Consider the following 21,634-nt stretch of genomic DNA (forward strand, 5'->3'; position numbering starts at 1 on the left):
CGGAGGCCACAGCCTTGCCCGGCGCGGACGCTACCGTCCTACCCGGCGCGGACCGCCGTGGCGGGCGCCGCGGCGTAGCCGGTGGGTCGGGCCGTGAAGGTGCCCCGGCCCCGGGTGCGGCCGCGCAACCGGGTGGCGTACCCGAACAGTTCGGCCAGCGGCACGGTGGCCGTCAGCACGGCCGCGCCCGCCCGGGTGTCCGAACCGATCACCCGGCCGCGCCGGGCGGCCAGATCGCCGAGCACGCCGCCGACCGCGTCCTCGGGCACGGTCACCGTGACCTCGACGACCGGCTCCAGGAGCACCATCGCGCAGGCGCGCAGGGCGTCCCTGAGGCCGAGCCGGCCGGCGGTGCGGAAGGCCGTGTCCGAGGAGTCCTTCACATGGGTCTGCCCGTCGGTGAGCGTGACCCGGACCCCGGTGACCGGATGCCCGCCGAGCGGCCCCTGGGCGAGCGCCTCCCGGCAGCCGGCCTCGACGGCCCGGACGTACTCCTGCGGCACCCGCCCGCCGGTCACGGCCGACGCGAAGACGAACCCCGCGCCCTCGCGGGGCTCGACGTCGAGGACGACGTGGGCGAACTGCCCCGCCCCGCCGTCCTGCTTGACGTGCCGGTACACAAAGCCGGACACCCCCTTGCCGACCGTCTCGCGGTACGCCACCCCGGGCCGGCCGACGGTGATCTCCACGCCGTGCTCCCGGCGGACCCGTTCCGCCGCGACCTCCAGGTGCAGCTCGCCCATGCCGGACAGCAGCGTCTGGCCGGTCTCCGGGTCGGTCCGCACCACCAGCGACGGGTCCTCCTCGGCGAGCCGGGCCAGCGCCGAGGCCAGCTTGCCGGTGTCGGTGGACCGGCGGGCCTCGACGGCGACGTGCACGACGGGTTCGGCCGTGCCGGGCGGTTCCAGGACCAGCGGGGCGTCCGGCGCGCACAGGGTGGCGCCGGGCCGGGCGGCCTTCGGGCCGACGACGGCGACGATGTCCCCGGCGACCGCGCGCTCCAGCGGGTCGTGCCGGTCGGCCCGCACGCGCAGGATGCGGCCGATCCGCTCACCGCGCCCGGTGGTGGCGTCCCACACCGTGTCCCCCTTCTCCATGGTTCCCGAATACACCCGCAGGAAGGTCAGCCGACCCGTGGGAGTGGCCTGCACCTTGAACGCCAGGGCGGCGAGCGGGGCGTCCGGATCGGCGGCCCGCTCCCGCTCCTCGCCCTGGTGGGTGCCGCGGACCGGCGGCACGTCGAGCGGGGAGGGCAGATAGGCCACCACCGCGTCGAGCAGCGGTTCGACACCCCGGTTGCGGTACGCCGATCCGCACAGCACCACGACGCCCTCGCCGGAGCGGGTCAGGTCGCGCAGGGCGGCGGCGAGCGGGCCGGCGCCGAGTGCCCCGCGGTCGCAGAACTCCTCCAGCGCGGCCGGATGCCGTTCGGCGACGGCCTCCTCCAGCAGTCGGCGGCGCCGCGCGGCCTCGGCCCTCGACTCCTCGGGCACCGGACCCTCCTCGGCCGCCTCCGCCCCGTCAGCCCAGGTCAGCGCCCGCATCCGGACGAGGTCGACGACACCGGTGAAGCCGTCCTCCGCGCCGATCGGCAACTGGACGACGAGCGGCGCCGGATGCAGCCTGCGGCGGATGGAGTCCACGGCGGTGTCCAGGTCGGCACCGGCCCGGTCCATCTTGTTGACGAACGCGATCCGCGGCACACCGTGCCGGTCCGCCTGCCGCCACACGGACTCGCTCTGCGGCTCGACGCCCGCGACGGCGTCGAACACCGCGACCGCGCCGTCCAGCACACGCAGCGACCGCTCGACCTCGTCGGCGAAGTCGACGTGCCCCGGGGTGTCGATGAGGTTGATCCGGTGACCGTCCCAGGAACAGGTCACCGCCGCGGCGAAGATGGTGATGCCGCGGTCGCGTTCCTGCGGGTCGAAGTCGGTGACCGTCGTACCGTCGTGGACCTCACCGCGCTTGTACGTGGTGCCGGTCGCGTAGAGGACCCGCTCGGTGACGGTGGTCTTGCCGGCATCGACGTGGGCGAGGATGCCCAGGTTGCGGACGGTGGCGGGTGTGTGGGTGCGCATGGCCCCTGGCCTTCCGGGTGTTCTTCGAACAGGGCGGCGCGATTCCCGGACGCGGGCGACCGACGGTGCGTCAGTGAACGGTGTCCGGTCTGACTGACATGGCGTCAGTTACAGCCCGGCCCGGACCTCCGGTGCCGGCCGCGCAGCGAGCACCGGACGTACGAAGACACCAGGATCACCTCGTGCAGGGACGAGGGAACGACGGCGGCGGCGCGGTCACGCACGGCCCTCTCCCCTCACTCGTCCCGGTGTCGTGGCGAGTGTAGAAAGGCGGCCGGACGCGGCGCACGGGGTTTTCCCACCGCCCGGTGCCCAGGAGCGCACCCCTCGGCGCCAGTCGGGGGCCGCCCCGACCGCTCGGCGCTGTCGCCAGCGCCGGCCCGTGGGAGCCGGTCGCGGCATGCGGGCGACAAGCGGACGGCTCATCACCGATGCAAGGTTTCTCCAAGGCCGTCGCAAGGCTTCCGTCCCGCCGCGCGGGCATCTCGGGACCGAGCGCCCATCACGGGCGGACACACGACAACGGGGGTACCGATGACGCGCAACACCGACACCTCACCGGCGACGGCCGGACCCGGCCGGACCGGCAGCCGGTCGCAGTGGCTGACGCTGCCCGACTGCAAGCGGGTGCTGGTCGTCGTCCACACCGAGGTCTACGGGCGGCGGCTGCGGGACGTACTGCCGCTGCTAGCGTCGGATCTGCGGCTCCAGATCCACTTCACCATCGCCCCGCACGCCTTCAACGCGGGCGCGGCCCGCGCGCTGCCGCAGACGCACGGCGGTGTGCTGGCCTGGGAGGACGCCCTGCGAGCCCGCTTCGACCTGGTGCTCGCCGCCGGTTCCCAGGGCGTGGAGCGCCTGCGCGGCCCGCTGCTGCGGCTGCCGCACGGGGCGGGGTTCACGAAGCTCTCCCGGCTCACCGACGACCGGGACCCGGGAACGCCGCGGACGGTCGGCGGACTGGGACGGCAGTACCTGGTCCGCGACGGCAGGGTGGTACCCAGCGCGCTGGCCCTGGCCCACCGGGACGACCTGGCCCGGCTGCGGCGCCGGTGCCCGGAGGCGGTGCCGGTGGCCCGGGTGGTCGGCGACGCGACACACGACCGGATCGTGGCCGGTCTGCCGCTGCGCCACCGGTACCGGGCCGCCCTCGGGCTGCGGCGCGGCCAGAAGCTGGTGCTGGTCAGTTCCACCTGGGGCGCCGGGTCGTCCTTCGGCCGGCTGGACGCGCTGCTGCCCCGACTGCTGGGCGAACTGCCCTCGCCGGAGTACCGGATCGCCGTGCTGGTCCACCCCAACGTGTGCGCCGGGCACGGCGACTGGCAGGTGCGGTCCTGGCTGGAGGCGGCCCGACACCGCGGCATCGCCCTGGTGGCGTCGGAGACCGACTGGCGGGCCCTGCTCATCGCCGCCGACTGGGTGATCGGCGACCACGGTTCGGTGACCCTCTACGCCACCCTCACCAGGGGCGCCGTACTCCTGGCGCGCTACCCGGCCGACGACGTCGACCCCGCCTCACCGGGGGCCGAACTGGCGCGCGTCGCCCCTGCGGTGTCGCCCGCCCACCCGCTGGCCGAGCAGCTCGCCTACGCCCGCACGACCCGCCCCGCGGCGGAGTACGGTCGGATCGCGCGGCGCATCTCCTCGGAACCGGGCCGGTTCGCGGCCCACACCCGGCGGCTGATGTACGAGTTGCTGGGGCTCGGTGAGCCCGCCTACGAGCCGTCCCTGCCGCCGATCCCGGAACCGGAGCCGCTGTGGGGCACGGGACGGGACCGGGTACCGGCGTGAAGGGCCTCCTCGCCGTCCGTCTGGACGGCACCGCGGAGGAGGTCTGGCGCGAGTGCGCCGACGTGCTGTACTGCGCGCGCCCCCTTCCGCCGGCCGTGGCGTGGCGGCTGTCCGCCTTGGTCCTGCGCTGTTACCCGGGCGCCCTGCTGGCCTTGATCCCCCGCACGGACGGCGGCTTCCTGGCGCGGGTGCGGGGCACGGGTGGGTGTTTCACCGCGGATGTACGGGGGCCGCTCGACATGGACGCGATCGCGGACGGACCGCGAAGGCTCACCCCAGGTCACGCAGCCGTTGCTCCACGCGGGTCCGGTCCGGTGTGCTGACGGGGCCGTAGCGGGCCAGGGCATGGGCGTACCAGTCCCTGGCCCGCTCGGTGTCGCCGCGTTCCTCGGCCGTCTCGCCGAGCATCTCCAGCACCCGTCCCTGCCAGTGCACCGATCCGGTCTCCTCGAACTCGGCGAGGGCCTGGCGCAATACGCGCTCGGCCTCCTCGTGGTCCGGCCCGTCCAACCGGGCGCGGGCCCGGCCGAGGTGGGCCAGGGCGCGGGCGGCGTCGTACGGGTCCCGCTCGGCGACCAGTTCGGCGCGGGCCCTGGCCAGGTACCCGGCCGCTTCCTCGGGCCGCCCGGCCGCGAGCGCGGTGTCGCCGAGGCAGAGCCGGGTCAGGGCGGCCCCCCGCCGGTAGCCGATCTGTTCGCGCAGGGCGAGGGCGGGCGCGAAGTGGGCGCGGGCCTCGTCCAGTCGGTCCGCGAGCCGGTAGGTCTGCCCCAGCCCGTGCAGTGCCTGCGCCTCCCGCCGGCGGGCCGTGGCGAGGTCCAGTACCCGTTCCCCGTCCGGTGCCGCCAGGTCCGCGCGGGCCGCGTCGAGCGCTTGGTGGAACCAGGAGAGCGCCTCGTCGTAACGGCCCACGTTGCGCAGCCCGGCGCCGCCGGAGGTGAGCATCCGGCTGATCCCCTCCCGGTCCCCGGCCCGGCGGGCCGCCGCGAGCCCGATCTCATGGGCCTCGATCCACAGGTCGTACGGCCGCCACCGCAGGAACAGCGGCCAGCACGCGTCGGCGAGTTGCCAGGCCGCCGCGTGCCAGTCGCGGTCGGCGGCGGTGCGCAGCACGGCCATGAGGTGGAGGCGTTCGGTGTCCAGCCAGTGCAGTGCGCCCGGGGCGTCGGTGAACGGCGGCGGTACCGGGCTGCCCGCGTAGTCGCGGCGCAGGGTGCGGTGGCTGGGGGTGAGCAGGGCCTCGGCGGCCGTGGCGGCCGACAGGTGGTGGTCGACCACCCGCCGCAGGGCGCGGTCGGTGTCCGCCGCGCTCTCCTCGGCTGCCGCGCGCTCCCGGGCGTGCGCCCGGAGCAGGTCGTGGAAGCGGTACCGGTCCGTTCCGGTACGGGGGTCGGGGCCGAGGTCCTCGATCAGGTTCACCTCGGCCAGTTCGTCCAGCAGCCGTTCGCCCTCCCCGGGGTCGGTGTCGCACACGGCGGCGGCGACCGGCGCTCCGAACACGGGGAACGGCAGGAGACTCAACCGCCGGTAGGCGGCGGCCGGTCCGGGCGGGAGGAGGCGGTACGACTCCTGGAGCGCGGCCCGGACGGCGGACTCCCGCCCGACCCGCAGCGTGTCCAGGGCCCGGTCCCCGGCGCCCGCACCGAGCGCCCGCGCCATCGCGGCCAGCGGCTGGCGCGGGCGGGCGGCGAGGCGGGCCCCGGCGACGCACACGGCCAGCGGCAGTCCCGCGCAGGCTTGGGCCAGCGCCAGGGCGGCCTCGGGTTCGCGGCGCACCCGTTCCGCGCCCAGCCTGCGGCTGAGGAGTTCCACGGCGTCCGCGGGGGCCAGCACGTTCAGGTGCAGGAAGTCGGCTCCCTCCAGGCCGAGTCCGGTGAGCCGGTTGCGGCTGGTCACCGCCGTCAGGGCGGTGGCCGACCCGGGCAGCAGCGGACGTACCTGTGCCGCGGTGAGGGCGTTGTCGAGAAGGAGGGCGATCCGCGCCCCGGCGGTGACCGAGCGCCACAGGGCGGCGGACTCGCTGAGCCGCGCGGGCACCTCGTGGTGACCGAGGGAGCGCAGCAGTTGCCCCAGCAGTTCCCCGGGACGGGCCGGGCCGTCGGCGGAGTGGCCGCGCAGGTCGGCGTAGAGCTGGCCGTCCGGGAAGGACTGCGCGTGGGCCAGCAGCCAGCGGCGGGCCAGCGCGGTCTTCCCGACGCCCGCCGGTCCGCTGATGACGGCGAGGACGGCACCGTCCCACGCGGAACCGGCCAGCCGGTCCAACCGGGACAGTTCCGCGTGCCGGTTGGTGAAGTGCCGCGGCACGGGGGGCACCTGGCGCGGTACGGCACCGGCCTGGCCGGCCGAGGGCTGGGCCGGGGGGTGGATGTGGAGGCCGCCGGTGATGTCCCGGGCCTGGACGACCGGGCCGCTCAGTTCGGCGCCGGCGCCGATGGTGTTGGCCACGTGGTCGTGGCGGCCGGTGGCCGGACCGGATCGGGCCGTCTCGGCCCATTGCCGCAGTGCGGTCTCCAGCGCGGGCCGGCCGGCCGCCTGCCGCACCAGCAGTTCGGCCAGTTCCCGGGTGCCGTCCGCCGCGGCGGGGTCCGGGCCCGGTGTTCCCTGCGGCAACCGGGCCCGGACCACGTCGACGACCGTGGCCGGCAGCAGCGCCTCGACGAGCCGTCCCAGCGCCTGCCGCATTTCCGGCCGCCCGGCGGCCACCGCCAGAGCGTCGTGTAATTGCACAGTCAATTGCACGTTCGTCACCCGGTCCATACGTCACATTCCCCCTAGGACTCAGACCAGTTTTGATCGTTCAATGCCCACATCGGCATAGAATTAGCCAATATCAGAAATAAACACTTTCCATATTTGAACACTTATCGACCGCGTGGGATTCTTACCCTCATTGAACACAAGCCGGCCGCTGGACGGGGGCACTGGTGGAGTGGGAGATCCGGATACTGGGACCGGTCGAACTGCGCGGAAACCGGCAGGCCGACTCGCTCGGATCGGCCAAGGAACGTCTCGTGCTCGCCGCCCTCGCGCTCGACGCCGGCCGACCGGTCTCCGTCGAGACTCTCATTCACCGACTGTGGGACGACACCCCGCCCGCCCAGCCACGCGCGAGCCTGCACGCCTACGTCGCTCGTATCCGCCGCAGACTGCGCGCCCTCGGCGTCGGCGAACGCCTCGTCCAGCTCGCCCACACCTACAGCCTCGACATCCCCGCCGAACGGGTGGACTGCCACCGCTTCCAGGACCTGGTGACCCGGGCCCGCACGCTGAGCGACGGCGGCGACGACCGGCAGGCCCTGCGGACCCTGCGGGACGCGGGCGCCCTGTGGCGCGGTGAGCCGCTCGCCGGGCTGCCCGGACTCTGGGCCGCGCACACCCGCGCCCTGCTGGCCGACCGGAAACTCTCCGCGCAGCTCGTCCGTACCGCGGTGGAGCTGCGCAACGGCCACTTCGCCGAACTGGTGCCGGACCTGTCCGCCCTGCTGGCCGAGCACCCGACGGACGAGCTGATCGCCGGCCGGCTCATGACCGCCACCTACGGCTGCGGCCGCCAGGCGGACGCGCTGCGCGTCTACGACGGTGTGCGCCGGCGCCTGCGCGAGGACCTCGGCGCGGACCCCGGCGAGCAACTCGCCCGGCTCCAGGCCCTCATCCTGGACGGCGCCCCTGTCCAGGCCCTGCTGCCCCGCCCGGAGTCGGCCGTGGCCGCCCCGCGGACGCTGCCCGGCCACGCCGAACTGGTGGGCCGCGCACAGGAACTGGCCACCATCGTGCACAACGCCACCTCCGACGCCCGCCCCTCGGTCATCGCCCTCCAGACCGTCTCCGGGATGGCCGGGGTCGGCAAAACCCTGATCGCCCTGCACGCCGCCCGGCGCCTGGCGGCCGCCTTCCCGGACGGAGCCGTCCACCTGGACCTGCGCGCCCACGCCCCCGGGCTGGAGCCGCTCAGCACCGAGGCCGCCCTCACCGCGCTGCTGCGGGCCTTCGGCGTACCGGCGTCCGCCCTTCCTCCCGACCGGGACGGCCTGGTCGACCTGTGGCGCGGCCTGCTGGCCAACCGGCGTGCCGTTGTGGTCCTCGACGACACCACCGGCCCCGAGCAGTTGCGGCCGCTGCTGCCCGGCGCCTCCCCGTCCCTGATCATCGTCACCAGTCGGCGCCGGCTCACCGGGCTGCCCGGCATCCGGTCCCTCCAGCTCGACGTGCTGCCGCCGCAGGACGCCGTCGCCCTGTTCCGAGCCGTGGCCGGCGAGGAGCGCACCCGACGCACGAACGAGGTCGCCGACATCGTCCGGCTGGCCGGCTATCTGCCGCTCGCGGTAGAGCTGGCCGCGGGCCGGCTGGCCTCCCGGCCCGCGTGGACGACGGCCCACCTGCTGCGCCGGCTCACCCATGGACAGGGCCGGCTCAAGGAGATCCGGGACGGCGACCGGGGAGAAATAGCCCGCGCCTTCGACGTCTCGTACCGCACGCTCGATCCGAAAGAACAGATGATATTCCGTTTTCTCGGGCTGCGTTTCGGACCGGATATCGACGCCTACGCGGTGGCCGCCCTGGCGGGCCTTCCCGTTCCCGCCGCAGAGGACATCCTGGAAGCGCTTCTCGACGCCCACCTGATCAGAGAACCCTCACCCGAGCGCTACGCACTCCATGATCTCCTCGGCGAATACGCGCGGGCCCTGACGATGTCCGAGGACCCGGATACCGCACGCGACCAGGCAATCCATCAATTGATCGATTTCTACGTACAGGCATCCGAAACCGCCGATCGAATGATCTATCCCCGGCGGCTGCGCCCCGCCCGGCCGACCGCCCCGGCCCCGCGTCCGCTGCCCCCGTGGGACGGTCCGGCGGCGGCCCGCCGCTGGCTGCTGGCCGAGCGGGCCGGGCTGCTGGCCGCCGAGCGCCACTGCCGGGCCACCGGACGTCCTCGCGAGGCCGCCCTGCTCGCGCGGGCACTCGCCAGCTTCCTCGACGAGGAGGGCTACTCGGCCGACGCCCGGCGGGCGCACGCAGCGGCGGTACGCCACTGGGACACGGCGGGCGAGCGGCGCACCGCGGTGCACGCCCGCATCGATCTGGCCAACGCCCTGAGCCACCGCGGGCGGTACGAGGAGGCGCTCGACGTGCTGCAGCAGGCCCGCGACGGCGCCGAGGCGACCGGGGACACCGCGGCGGGCGCCGAGGCCCTGCACCGGCTCGGGGTGCTGCACTGGAACCTCGGCCGGCTCGCCGAGGCACGGACATTCCAGCTCCGGACCCTGCGGTTGCGCCTCGACTCCGGGGACACCTGGCAGATCGGCCGCGCCCGGAACAACCTGGGCATCACCCACCTCTACATGGGGAAATTCGCGGAAGCCCAGGAGTATTTCGACGCGGCCCTCGCCGACTTCCGGAGGTCGGCGGACATGCGTGAATACGCGCATGTACTCAACAATCTCTCCGATCTCCACATCCAGCTAGGCGACCGGGAAAGCGCGCGCCGCCTCCTTCAGAAAGCGCTGGACATCAGCAATGAAACGGGAATTCCTTCGGAGGCTGCCATCGCCCAGGTGAACCTGGCGAACACGATGAATTCCCCCGAGGAACTCCGCGCGATGCTGGACCTCTACACCGATTCCCTTTCCGTGTTCCGTCGGCTCGGTGACCGCCGCAGCGCCTCCGACACCCTGCGGGCCATGGGGGCGGCACTGCACACGGCGGGCCGGTTCGCCGAGGCGGCGGTCCGGCAGCGCCAGGCCCTCGACCTCGCCCGCAGCGTGGGGGCCGCCCACGAGGAGGCCCAGGCCCTGCACGGCCTCGGCCTCGCCGAGCACCGCCTCGGCCGGCAGTCGTCCGCCGCCGCCCACATCGAGCGGGCCATCGAGGTCGCCGACCACGCCGGAGCGGCCCACGAGGCGGCACGGGCGCGCGAGAGTCTGGCGGAGGTACGGGGGTATGAGAGTTTTAGCAGAACGGGACGCCCTTGAATAGCCGGACAGCGAAGTCCACACCGATTTGGCCATGCGCCGATGATCGGTGTAGAACCTTTCCCTGTCCTGTCCCGACGACAAAGGTCGTCACCACACACTCGTTAGGTACCGAAGTCTATGCACAACCGCAAGAGGGGTGCTCTCGCTAGCATCTGCTTCATCGTCATGGCAATAGCTATTTGCATCCCTTCGTACATAACGGCCGGAACCTCGGTCGTCTAGCCAGCCCCCGCGGTGACGGAAGCCATTCGTCACCGCACCTTTCCCCGCACTCCCAGGACAAAGGAGTACGCCCATGGACCCCATCTCGGTGGCCCTGCTGGCCGCCCTGGCCGGCGGGCTCGGCGGCGAGGCCGGACGGCAGACCTGGGAGGGGCTCGTCGCACTGGTCCGGCGGCCGTTCCGCCGCGCGGACGGGGAACCCGGGGCGGCGGGAGCGGGCTCGGGCCCCAGTTCGGGCGAACCCGAGCTGGCCGCGCTGGCCCAGGCACCGGACGACCCCGCGCGGGCGCACGCGCTGAGCACCGCGCTGGCCGTCCGGGCGGCCCTGGACGAGGAGTTCCGCCGCGCCCTGGAGGACTGGCGGCAGGGCGCGCGGCAGACCGCGGAGCGGGACGGTGGGGTACAGAACCGCATCAGCGGCGGGACTTACTACGGGCCGGTCGTCCAGGCCCGCGACATCTCCGGCGGTTCGTTCACCGCTCAGCCGCCCCCGCCCCGGGACTAGAGGCGGCCGGAAACGCCTTGTGCGGGCCGGGCAGTCGCCCGGCCCGCACAAGGGGGTCGTGTCCGAGGGGGGACTTGAACCCCCACGCCCGATAAAGGGCACTAGCACCTCAAGCTAGCGCGTCTGCCATTCCGCCACCCGGACTAGGTGTCTGTCGGCCGTCGGGGGTGTTCCCCGCGGCGACGAGAACAACCATACCAAGCTTTCGCAGTGCCTTTCACCTGCGTTTCCCTGCTCCGGGCGGTGGCCGGGACGGTGGGTGAGCGGGTGGTCACGGCATGAGCCGACGGTCGGGGAAGTCGCCGGGGAAGCGCCCTCCGGCCGGTCCTCGGGTGACCGGGCACACCAGGAGTCCGCCGCCCGTTCGCCGCGAAGAGTTCCCCTCTCGGCTCCTGACCGAAAGTGCCGCACGCCCCCTGGACACCACCCACCGGATGCGGGATAACAAGCTTCATACAGTATTCGTCGACTGTATGCAATCTACCGCGAGAGCGTCTCCCACCCCTCTCCGAAGGGACAGGACTTCGCCATGCCCGACGACACCCAGGACGTCATTTCCGGCGGCCACCTCGTGGCCAAGGCACTCAAGGCCGAGGGGGTCGACCGCATCTACACCCTGTGCGGCGGTCACATCATCGACATCTACGACGGCTGCGTGGACGAAGGCATCGAGGTCGTCGACGTCCGCCACGAGCAGGTCGCCGCGCACGCCGCCGACGGCTACGCGCGGGTCACCGGCAAACCCGGCTGCGCGGTCGTCACCGCCGGACCCGGCACCACCGACGCCGTCACCGGGGTCGCCAACGCCTTCCGCGCGGAGTCACCGATGCTGCTGATCGGCGGCCAGGGCGCCCTGAGCCAGCACAGGATGGGCTCGCTCCAGGACCTCCCGCACGTCGACATGATGGCGCCGATCACCAAGTTCGCCGCGACCGTGCCGGGCACGGCCCGCGCCGCCGACATGGTCTCGATGGCGTTCCGCGAGTGCTACCACGGCGCCCCCGGCCCCTCCTTCCTGGAGATCCCCCGCGACGTCCTGGACGCCAAGGTGCCGGTGTCCTCCGCGCGGGTGCCGACGGCCGACGCCTACCGGGCCTCGACCCGCTCGGCCGGCGACCCCGAGGCGGTCGAGAAACTCGCCGACCTGCTGACGCACGCCGAGAAACCGGCCATCCTGCTCGGCAGCCAGGTGTGGACCACCCGCGGCACCGAGGCCGCCGTCGAACTGGTGCGCGCCCTCGACATCCCCGCGTACATGAACGGCGCCGGACGCGGCACCCTCCCGCCGGGCGACCCGCACCACTTCCAGCTCTCCCGCCGGTACGCCTTCTCGCACGCCGACGTCATCGTCGTGGTCGGCACGCCCTTCGACTTCCGCATGGGCTACGGCAAGCGGCTCTCCCCGGACGCGACCGTCGTCCAGATCGACCTCGACTACCGCACCGTCGGCAAGAACCGCGACATCGGCCTCGGCATCGTCGGCGACGCGGGCCTGGTGCTGCGGTCGGTGACCGAGGCGGCCTCCGGCCGGATCGACGGCGGCGCGCCGAAGCGCAAGGAGTGGCTCGACGAACTGCGCGCGGCGGAACAGGCCGCGCTCGGCGAGCGACTGCCGCAGCTCAGGTCGGACGCCTCCCCCATCCACCCGTACCGGCTGGTCAGCGAGATCAACGACTTCCTCACCGAGGACTCGGTCTACATCGGCGACGGCGGCGACATCGTCACCTTCTCCGGCCAGGTCGTGCAGCCCAGGTCGCCGGGCCACTGGATGGACCCGGGACCGCTCGGCACGCTCGGCGTCGGCGTCCCCTTCGTGCTGGCCGCCAAGCAGGCACGGCCCGACAAGGAGGTGGTCGCCCTCTTCGGCGACGGCGCCTTCTCGCTCACCGGCTGGGACTTCGAGACCCTGGTCCGCTACGACCTCCCCTTCGTCGGCGTCGTCGGCAACAACTCCTCCATGAACCAGATCCGCTACGGCCAGGCCGCCAAGTACGGCAAGGACCGCGAGCGGGTCGGCAACACCCTCGGCGACGTGCCGTACGACCGGTTCGCGCGGATGCTCGGCGGATACGGCGAGGAGGTCCGCGACCCCGCCGACATCGGCCCCGCGCTGCGCCGGGCCCGCGAGTCCGGCAAGCCGTCGCTGATCAACGTCTGGGTCGACCCGGACGCGTACGCCCCCGGAACCATGAACCAGACGATGTACAAGTGAGGTGGCACGCCCATGACGGCCAAGGCTCTTGAGGGCATCCGCGTGCTGGACATGACGCACGTGCAGTCCGGGCCCTCCGCGACCCAGTTGCTCGCCTGGCTCGGCGCGGACGTGGTCAAACTGGAGGCGCCGACCGGTGACATCACGCGCAGGCAGTTGCGCGACCTCCCGGACGCCGACTCCCTCTACTTCACGATGCTCAACTGCAACAAGCGGAGCATCACCCTCAACACCAAGACCGAGCGCGGCGGGCAGCTCCTCACCGAGCTGATCCGGCGCTCCGACGTCATGGTCGAGAACTTCGGACCGGGCGCGGTGGACCGGATGGGCTTCACCTGGGACCGCGTCAAGGAGATCAATCCACGGATCGTCTACGCCTCCATCAAGGGTTTCGGCGAGGGCCCGTACACCGGCTTCAAGGCGTACGAGGTCGTCGCGCAGGCCATGGGCGGGTCGATGTCGACCACCGGTTTCGAGGACGGGCCGCCGCTGGCGACGGGGGCCCAGATCGGGGACTCGGGCACGGGCGTCCACGCCGTGGCGGGCATCCTCGCCGCCCTGTACCAGCGGGAGCGCACCGGGCGCGGACAGCGGGTGAACGTGGCCATGCAGCACGCGGTGCTCAACCTCTGCCGGGTGAAGCTGCGCGACCAGCAGCGCCTGAGCCGTGGTCCACTCGCCGAATATCCCAACGAGGACTTCGGCGACGAGGTTCCCCGCTCCGGGAACGCCTCCGGCGGCGGGCAGCCCGGCTGGGCGGTCAAGTGCGCGCCGGGCGGTCCCAACGACTACGTGTACGTGATCGTGCAGCCGGTCGGCTGGCGGCTTCTCAGCGAGCTGATCGGCCGGCCCGAGCTGGCCGCCGACCCCGAGTGGGCCACGCCGGAGGCCCGGCTGCCGAAGCTGGGCAAGATGTTCCAGTTGATCGAGGAGTGGTCGGCCACGCTGCCCAAGTGGGAGGTGCTGGAGCGGCTGAACGCGCACGACATCCCGTGCGGGCCGATCCTGTCCACCCGCGAGATCATCGAGGACGCGTCGCTGGCCGCCAACGAGATGATCGTCCGCGTCCCGCACCCCGAGCGCGGCGAGTTCGTGACCGTCGGCAGCCCCCTGAAGCTCTCCGACTCCCCCGTCGAGGTCACCTCCTCGCCCCTGCTGGGCGAGCACAACGAAGAGGTCTACGTCGGTGAGCTGGGGCTCGGCGACGAGGAGCTGCGCCTGCTCAGGTCGAACGGGGTGATCTGACGTGAGGGCCGAAGACCGGACGGCGCGGGTGCGCGCACTCCTGGACTCCGTGCGCGCCGGAGGACGGACCGCGCTGACCGCCCCCGAGGGCAGGCTGATCGCCGACGCCTACGGGATCGCCGTACCCGGCGAGGAGGTGGCGGGCGACGTCGACCGGGCGGTGGCGTGCGCCGCGCGGTTCGGCGGGCCCGTCGTGATGAAGATCGTCTCGCCGGACATCCTCCACAAGACCGACGCCGGGGGTGTGGTGGTCGGCGTCGAGGGGGCCGCGGAGGTGCGGGCCGCGTTCCACCGGATCGTGCGGAACGCGCTCGCGTACGCTCCCGGGGCCCGGATCGAGGGCGTGCAGATCCAGGAGCTGCTGCCCGCGGGGCAGGAGGTGATCGTCGGCGCGGTGACCGACCCGACGTTCGGGAAGGTGGTGGCGTTCGGGCTCGGCGGGGTGCTGGTGGAGGTCCTCAAGGACGTCACGTTCCGGCTGGCGCCCGTGGACGCCGACGAGGCACTGTCGATGCTGGACTCCGTCCGGGCCGCCGAGGTGCTGCGCGGGGTGCGCGGCCGGGCGGCGGTGGACCGGCGGGCGGTGGCCGAGCAGATCCGGCGGGTCTCCGAACTGGTCACGGACTTCCCCGAGATCGCCGAGGTGGACCTCAACCCGGTGATCGCCACCGCGGACGGCGCGGTGGCGGCCGACATCCGGGTGATCCTGGCCACCGGGACGCCCAGGGAGCGGCGCCACTACTCGCGCGAGGAGATCCTCACCTCGATGCGCCGCCTGATGCGGCCGTCGTCGGTGGCCGTGATCGGCGCCTCCAACGAGCCCGGCAAGATCGGCAACTCGGTGATGCGCAACCTCGTCGACGGCGGTTTCGCCGGGGAGATCCACCCGGTGAACCCCCGGGCCGACGACATCCTGGGCCGCAAGGCGTACAAGAGCGTCACCGATGTGCCCGGCGAGGTGGACGTGGCGGTCTTCGCGATCCCCGCGCGGCTGGTGGCCCCGGCCCTGGAGGAAGTGGGGCGCAAGGGGATACCGAACGCCGTGCTGATCCCCTCCGGGTTCGCGGAGACCGGCGAACACGCCCTCCAGGACGAGATCGTGGCCGTCGCCGAGCGGTACGGCGTCCGCCTGCTGGGACCGAACATCTACGGCTACTACTCGACCTGGCAGAACCTGTGCGCCACCTTCTGCACCCCGTACGACGTCAAGGGCGGCGTGGCGCTGACCTCCCAGTCGGGCGGCATCGGGATGGCCGTCCTGGGCTTCGCCCGCACCATGGGGACGGGTGTGTCGGCGATCGTCGGGCTGGGCAACAAGTGCGACCTGGACGAGGACGACCTGCTGATCTGGTTCGGCGAGGACCCGCACACCGAGTGCATCGCGATGCACCTGGAGGACCTCAAGGACGGCCGGGCCTTCGTGGCCGCCGCGCGGGCGACGGTCGCGAAGAAACCGGTCGTGGTCCTCAAGGCGGGCCGCACGGCCGCGGGCGCCAGGGCCGCCGGGTCGCACACCGGGGCGCTGGCCGGGGACGACGCCGTGTACGACGACATCCTGCGGCAGGCCGGTGTGGTCCGGGCTCCCGGGCTGAACGACATGCTGGAGTACGCGCGTGCGTTGCCGGTGCTTCCCACCCCCGCGGGCGACAACGTCGTCATCATCACCGGGGCCGGCGGCAGCGGGGTGCTGCTGTCCGACGCGGTGACGGACAACGGGCTGTCCCTGATGGAGATCCCGCCCGATCTGGACGCGGCCTTCAGGCGGTTCATCCCGCCCTTCGGGGCGGCGGGCAACCCGGTGGACATCACCGGGGGCGAGCCGCCGTCGACGTACGAGGCGGCCATCCGGCTGGGGCTGGCGGACCCGCGCGTCCACGCGCTGGTGCTCGGCTACTGGCACACCGTCGTCACGCCTCCCATGGTGTTCGCCGAACTCACCGCGCGTGTGGTGGCCGAGTTCCGCGAACGCGGCGTGGAAAAGCCGGTCGTGGCCTCCCTCGCGGGTGACGTGGAGGTCGAGGAGGCCGGCCGGTACCTCTTCGACCGGGGGGTCGTGGCGTACCCCTACACGACCGAGAAACCGGTCGCCGTGCTCGGTGCCAAGTACCGCTGGGCACGGGCGGCGGGGCTCCTCGGGGGGCGGTACATGAGGTGAGCGAGCGCGGGGCCGGCCGACGGTGCGCGTCGGCCGGCCCCAGGACCCGGGCGCGCACGAAAGGCATTGGACAGGGGGCGCTGGCCAGAGCTTTCGAACGCAAGGGGTGCTGCACGACATGACGACCACCGACATCTCGACGTCCGTCCCCTACCGGGAGGTGACGGACCGCAACGGCCGCGTGTACCGGATCGGCGAGTCCGACACCGACATCATGGGCCGCCCCCGCAAGTGGATGGTGATCCTGCCCTGGATCGGCATGATGGGCATCAGCTCCGCCGAGTACGCGTTCACCTCCGCGGAGGACACCCTCCACGAGGCGCACCTGTGGAGCAGCGGGCACATCTTCTGGCTGATGGGCGTCTGGGTGTTCTTCCAGGCGGCCGTGGCCTTCCCGGCCGGCCGGCTGCGTGAGAGCGGCCGGCTCCCCGCGCGGTCGGCGATGCTGATCGGCGCGGTGGGCACCCTGTCGGGCTACGTCTCCCTGGCGTACGCGCCGCATGTGGTCGTCGCCTACCTCGGTTTCGGCATGTGCAGCGGCATCGGCGCCGGTCTCGTCTACGCGACGTGCGTGAACATGGTCGGCAAGTGGTATCCGGAGCGCAAGGGCGGCAAGACGGGTTTCGTCAACGGCGGCTTCGCCTACGGCTCCGTGCCGTTCGTTTTCCTGTTCACCTCGTACATGGACCTGGGCAACTACGAGACGGTGCTGGTCTGCGCGGGCGTGGGGCTCTGCCTGGTGGTCGGCTCGGCGGGCTGGTTCTTCCGGGACCCGCCGAAGAACTGGTGGCCCCCGCACGTCGACCCGCTGCGGTGGACCGACGACCCGAAGATCCGCCGGGCGCTGGCCAAGAACCCGCCCGCGGTCAAGCAGTACGCCCCCAGGGAGGCCGCCCGCACGCCCGTGCTGTGGATGATGTGGTTCTGCCTGCTGTGCACGGCCGGCATCAACATCTTCGGCATCGCCTTCCAGGTGCCGTTCGGCAAGGACATGGGCTTCGCCGGCGGGATCGTGGCGACGGCGATGTCCCTGAAGGCGATCGTCAACGGCACCGGACGCGGCGTCATCGGCTGGATCTCCGACCGCTGCGGCCGCCGCAGCACCCTGGTCATCGTGTGCGTCGTGCTCGGCGGCGCCCAGTTCGGTGTGCTGGTCTCCGGCCGGATGGGCAGCATGCCGTTCTTCCTGTTCTGCTCCATGGTCTCCGGCTTCGGCGGCGGCGCGATCTTCCCGCTGTTCGCGGCGATGACGGCGGACTACTTCGGTGAGAACAACAACGCGACCAACTACGGCATGGTCTACAGCTCGAAGCTGATCTCCGGGCTCGTCGGTTCCGGCCTGGGCGCGGTCGTCGTCGGCGCCTGGGACTACGAGGGCGCGTTCGTCCTGGCGGGCTCGATCGGACTGGCCTCGGCGGTGCTGGCGCTGTTCCTGAAGGCACCGGGCAGGCCCGGAGCGAGGCGCGTCGTCCCCAACCCCCACCCGCTCGGCGAGGAGATGACGTGACCTGGCGGCGGACGCCACCGCTGCCGGTCGCGAACCGGGGCGACGGGGCGGTCGGGCCGGCCGCGTCGGTCAGCGGCGGCGCTTGCGCAGGGCCGCCAGGTTGTCGTAGCTGATCTTCGCCTCGCGCAGCGACTGCGCGGGATCGGTGGCGCTCGGGGAGTTGTCGTCCTCGATCATCGGGTTGTGGTAGTTGCGCTGCCCGACCCGGGAGAAGAACGTCGTGTAGTCGATGACGCCGGTCCCGAAGGGAACCATCTCGTAGCCCATGCCGTTGGTGGTGCTGACGACGCCGTCCTTGGCGTGGAACAGCGGGTAGCGCTTGTTGTGGCGGGCCACCAGGCCGGCCGGGTCGAAAACGTTCCGGCGGGCGGAGCCGTCGTGGGCCGTGTAGGTGTGGAACTTGTACTGGGCCACGTGCGCCCAGAAGATGTCCATCTCCAGCCATACGGCCCGGGGGTCGGTGACCTTCAGGAAGTACTCCAGCTTGCGGATGCCGGAGCTGCGGGTGGGCCGTCCCTGGGCGTCCAGCGGGCCGCCGTCGAGGAGGAAGCCGTAGGCCGCGTCGTGGTTGTGGGTGTAGAGCTTGATGCCCTCGCGGCGGGCGATCTCGCCGAGGGCGTTCCACTTGTCGGCGGCCACGTCCCAGTCGGCGCGGTAGGAACTGTTCGTGGGGTCGCCGCCGGTGCCCATGTGGGCCATGCCGAGGATGTTGGCGATCTCCAGGTGTTTCTTGAAGGTGTCCAGATCGGCGCTGGTCAGCGGCCAGGACGGCGGGATGAAGCCGTGGTTGCCCTGAGCACGCAGGCCGTACTCGTCCAGCCAGGACCGCAGCAGCCTGGCGCCGGCGACGGACTCCAGAACGGCCCCGCCGGGCGCGTTGGCGTGCTGGTTGTAGCCCGCGAACTCGACCTGCCGGTAGCCGTGCCGGGCGAGCTGCTTGAAGACCTCGCGGAAGCCGGAGGGCAGGTCGCTGGCGAGCGGGTCGCGGGCGGTGGCGTCCCGGACGGTGTAGAGGATGATGCCGCGCTTGTGCGCGGGGACCAGGACGTCACCGCCGTGACCGTGCCCGTGGTCGTGGCCATGTCCGTGGCCTCTGCCGCGGTCCTGGTCGTGGGCCAGGGCGGGCGAGGCGCCGAAGACGGGGGCCGCGACGGCGGCGCCGGCCACGGCCGTGCAGGTGGTCAGGAACCGGCGGCGGCCGACGCCGAGGCTGCGGCGCAGGGCCTCGTCGGGGCCGTCGGCCGCGGGGGCGTCGGTGCCGGTGGTGCGGGAGAACAGGGTCACGGGTGCCTGCCTTCTCGGTCGTGACCTGCCCCGATGTGCTCGGGGCGGGCCGTTGTCAGTGGTGCGTGCTTCACTGAAATGGAGCCGGGATCAGATGGCCGCGGTCATGCGAGTCCGGCCAATCGGAGCAGGAGTTGCTTGACGTCGGTGGCCGCGACACGGTCACCGACAGCACGGGGGGTGGAGCAGATGAGGAGCGGACCGTCGTCGTCGCTCGCCGGAAGGCGGCCGTGGCTGCCGCGAATAGGCGAGGCGTCCAGCGGCACGACCGCCATGCGGTAGCGCATGCCGAGTTTCTTGCGGGCCAGGGCGGTGGCCGCCTTGACCTTGACGTAGGGGTCGAGCGGGTCCATGAACAGCTCCACCGGGTCGTAGCCGGGTTTGCGGTGGATCTCGACGAGCCGCGCGAAGTCGGGCGCGCGGTCGTCGTCGAGCCAGTAGTAGTACGTGAACCAGGCGTCCGGCTCCGCGACGGCGACGAGTTCTCCGGCGCGCGGATGGTCGAGGTGGTGGGCCTTCTTGCCCTCGTCGTCGAGGAGTTGCTCGATGCCGGGCAGCCCGTCGAGGGCGGCGCGGGCGGCGGCGAGGTCCTCGGGGCGGCGGACGTAGACGTGGGCGATCTGGTGGTCGGCTACCGCGAAGGCGCGGGAGGCCATCGGGTCGAGGTACTCCATGCCGTCCTGCGTGTGCACCTCCAGGAGGCCGGCGCGGCGCAGGGCGCGGTTGATGTCGACGGACCGGTTCACGCGGGTGATGCCGTACTCGGACAGGGCGACGACGGTGCGTCCCTCGGCGCGGGCGTCGTCGAGGAGCGGGGCCAGCGCCGCGTCCAGGTCGGCGGCGGCCCGCAGGGAGCGGGGGTCGTCGGGGCCGAAGCGCTGGAGGTCGTAGTCGAGGTGCGGCAGGTAGCAGAGGGTCAGGTCGGGGTGGCGGGTGCGGATGACATGCCGGGTGGCGTCGATGATCCACTGGCTGGAGACCAGGTCGGCGCCGGGTCCCCAGAAGTGGAAGAGGGGGAAGGTGCCGAGTTTTTCGGTGAGTTCGTCATGCAGGGCCGGGGGCCGGGTGTAGCAGTCGGGTTCCTTGCGGCCGTCGGCGTAGTAGACGGGACGGGGGGTGACGGTGATGTCGGTGTCGGCGCCCATGGCGTACCACCAGCAGATGTTGGCGACGGTGTAGCCGGGGTGGGCGCGGCGGGCGGCGTCCCAGAGTTTGTCGCCGGCGACGAGTCCGTTGTGCTGGCGCCACAGCAGGACGTCGCCGAGTTCGCGGAAGTACCAGCCGTTGCCGACGATGCCGTGCTCGGAGGGGAGGGTGCCGGTGAGGAAGGTGGACTGGGCGGCGCAGGTGACGGCGGGCAGGACGGTGCCGAGCGGGGCGCGGGACCCGGACCGGCCGAGCGCTTGGAGGTGGGGCATGTGGTCGAGGAGACGGGGGGTGAGGCCGACGACGTCCAGGACGAGGAGCGGGGTGGGGCCTTCGGGCCGGGTCATGGCAGCTCTTTCAGACCGAGGTCGGTCAGCAGATCGCGGGCGAGGGTCAGCTCGGCGGCGATGCCGTCGGTGAGCTGGGCGCGGACGCGGGGCCGCAGCTCGGGCGGGAGGGCCTGCCAGGTGTAGGTCTCGACCTCCAGGTGCCGGGTGCGGGGGTGCGGGCCGCCGACCAGCTCGGTCAGGGCGGACTTCAGGACGGGGAGGGTGGAGGTGAGCGGCGCGGCGGGGTCGGCGTGCAGCGGGACGTGGAAGTGGGCCCGCCAGGGCGCCGAGTCGGGCAGGGCGGCACCGGTGAGGGCCTCGTCGAGGTCGTCGGTGCCTCGCAGGCCGGCGGGCGTGGTGGTGCGCGTCTGGTGCAGGAAGCGGGGTTCGGCGAACGCGGCGAGGGCCGCGCGGACCTCGGGGAGACGGGGGTGTTCGGCGTGCAGGGCGGCGGAGAGCTGCGACTTGACGACGGGGACGCGGGCGGCGGCGAGGGCGTCCAGGGCGGTGCGCGGATCTTCGAAGGAGGTGGCGAGGTGGCAGGTGTCCACGCAGATGCCGACGCGGTCGTGGCCGATCGCGGTGAGCGGGGTGATGGCGTCCCGGGTGGTCTCCACGACGCAGCCGGGCTCGGGTTCCAGGCCGACGCGGATGGAGCGGCCGGTCAGCTCCGCCAGGGCGTCCAGGCGCTCGGCGAGGGTGAGCAGGGCGGCGCGGGCCTTCTCGGCGCGGGCGTCGTCGTAGGCGGTGCGCCAGGCGAGCGGGAGGGTGGAGATGCTGCCCTCGGTGACGTCGTCGGGGAGCAGTCCGGCGAGGACACGGGCGAGGGAGGTGGTGTGGTCCAGGCGTTCGGGGTCGGCCCAGTCCGGCTGGTAAACGCGGTACTTGACCTCCTCGGCGCCGAATCCCTCATAGGGGAAGCCGTTGAGGGTGACCACCTCCAGGCCCCGCCGGTCGAGTTCGGCGCGCAGGGCGCGCAGCGCGGACGGGTCGGTGACCAGGGCGTGGGCGGCGTCGCGGGCCAGCCACAGGCCGATGCCGAGGCGGTCCCGGCCGAGGCGGCGGCGGACCGGCTCGCAGTGGTCGCGAAGCTGGGCGAGGACGCCGTCGAGGGTCTCGGCGGGGTGCACGTTGGTGCAGTAGGCGAGGTGGACGACGGAGCCGTCGGGGTGCCGGAAGCGCATC

The 21,634-nt window shown here is 72.7% G+C and carries 12 protein-coding genes and 1 tRNA gene; 7 read left to right on the top strand and 6 right to left on the bottom strand.

Going from position 1 to position 21,634, the window contains the following annotated elements; translation table 11 throughout:
* Positions 1–38 precede the first annotated feature (38 nt).
* On the bottom strand, positions 39–2,081 hold the full coding sequence (gene fusA / locus ACFY32_RS17030) for an elongation factor G (RefSeq protein WP_390674579.1): 2,043 nt from the start codon (positions 2,079–2,081) through the stop codon (positions 39–41).
* A gap of 534 nt (positions 2,082–2,615) precedes the next feature.
* Between fusA and ACFY32_RS17035 the strand changes: the two genes are divergently transcribed.
* Positions 2,616–3,872, top strand: coding sequence for a hypothetical protein (locus ACFY32_RS17035; RefSeq protein WP_390674580.1), 1,257 nt, complete (start codon positions 2,616–2,618; stop codon positions 3,870–3,872).
* Positions 3,873–4,142: 270 nt separating this feature from the next.
* Here the strand turns inward: ACFY32_RS17035 and ACFY32_RS17040 are convergent, their stop codons facing one another.
* Positions 4,143–6,608, bottom strand: coding sequence for a tetratricopeptide repeat protein (locus tag ACFY32_RS17040; RefSeq protein ID WP_390674652.1), 2,466 nt, complete (start codon positions 6,606–6,608; stop codon positions 4,143–4,145).
* Positions 6,609–6,793: 185 nt separating this feature from the next.
* On the opposite strand from ACFY32_RS17040, the gene ACFY32_RS17045 reads away from it, so the two are divergent.
* Positions 6,794–9,841, top strand: a complete 3,048-nt coding sequence (locus ACFY32_RS17045; RefSeq protein WP_390674581.1) for a BTAD domain-containing putative transcriptional regulator — start codon at positions 6,794–6,796, stop codon at positions 9,839–9,841.
* 298 nt (positions 9,842–10,139) lie between these two features.
* A complete protein-coding gene (locus ACFY32_RS17050; protein ID WP_390674582.1) occupies positions 10,140–10,571 on the top strand; it encodes a hypothetical protein in 432 nt (143 codons plus the stop codon).
* Between the two features lie 59 nt (positions 10,572–10,630).
* Here ACFY32_RS17050 and ACFY32_RS17055 read toward each other — a convergent pair.
* Positions 10,631–10,715 (bottom strand) — tRNA-Leu (locus ACFY32_RS17055).
* Positions 10,716–11,100: 385 nt separating this feature from the next.
* On the opposite strand from ACFY32_RS17055, the gene ACFY32_RS17060 reads away from it, so the two are divergent.
* The 4 genes from ACFY32_RS17060 to ACFY32_RS17075 all read left to right on the top strand — a co-directional run bounded on the left by ACFY32_RS17060 (position 11,101) and on the right by ACFY32_RS17075 (position 17,690).
* Positions 11,101–12,783, top strand: coding sequence for a thiamine pyrophosphate-binding protein (locus tag ACFY32_RS17060; protein ID WP_390674583.1), 1,683 nt, complete (start codon positions 11,101–11,103; stop codon positions 12,781–12,783).
* A 12-nt stretch (positions 12,784–12,795) separates the two neighbouring features.
* Complete coding sequence (gene frc / locus ACFY32_RS17065; RefSeq protein WP_359204833.1) at positions 12,796–14,028, top strand: formyl-CoA transferase; 1,233 nt, start codon at positions 12,796–12,798, stop codon at positions 14,026–14,028.
* Position 14,029: 1 nt separating this feature from the next.
* Positions 14,030–16,183, top strand: coding sequence for an acetate--CoA ligase family protein (locus tag ACFY32_RS17070; protein ID WP_390674584.1), 2,154 nt, complete (start codon positions 14,030–14,032; stop codon positions 16,181–16,183).
* A 118-nt stretch (positions 16,184–16,301) separates the two neighbouring features.
* Positions 16,302–17,690 (top strand): OFA family MFS transporter, encoded by a 1,389-nt coding sequence (locus ACFY32_RS17075; protein WP_359204827.1) that lies wholly within the window; start codon positions 16,302–16,304, stop codon positions 17,688–17,690.
* Between the two features lie 69 nt (positions 17,691–17,759).
* Here the strand turns inward: ACFY32_RS17075 and ACFY32_RS17080 are convergent, their stop codons facing one another.
* From ACFY32_RS17080 to eboE, 3 genes are all read right to left on the bottom strand, one after another.
* Entirely contained in the window at positions 17,760–18,974 is a 1,215-nt protein-coding gene (locus ACFY32_RS17080) for a sugar phosphate isomerase/epimerase family protein (RefSeq protein ID WP_359196947.1), read from the bottom strand.
* 104 nt (positions 18,975–19,078) lie between these two features.
* The gene (locus ACFY32_RS17085; RefSeq protein WP_390674585.1) at positions 19,079–20,467 is read right to left on the bottom strand and encodes an alkaline phosphatase family protein; all 1,389 of its coding nucleotides are present in this window, start codon (positions 20,465–20,467) and stop codon (positions 19,079–19,081) included.
* Entirely contained in the window at positions 20,464–21,633 is a 1,170-nt protein-coding gene (gene eboE / locus ACFY32_RS17090; protein WP_390674586.1) for a metabolite traffic protein EboE, read from the bottom strand. The genes ACFY32_RS17085 and eboE overlap by 4 nt, the downstream gene beginning before the upstream one ends.
* Position 21,634: the final 1 nt, after the last annotated feature.

Origin of the sequence: Streptomyces sp. NPDC000134 (assembly GCF_042899225.1) — a bacterium.
Taxonomy (GTDB): domain Bacteria; phylum Actinomycetota; class Actinomycetes; order Streptomycetales; family Streptomycetaceae; genus Streptomyces.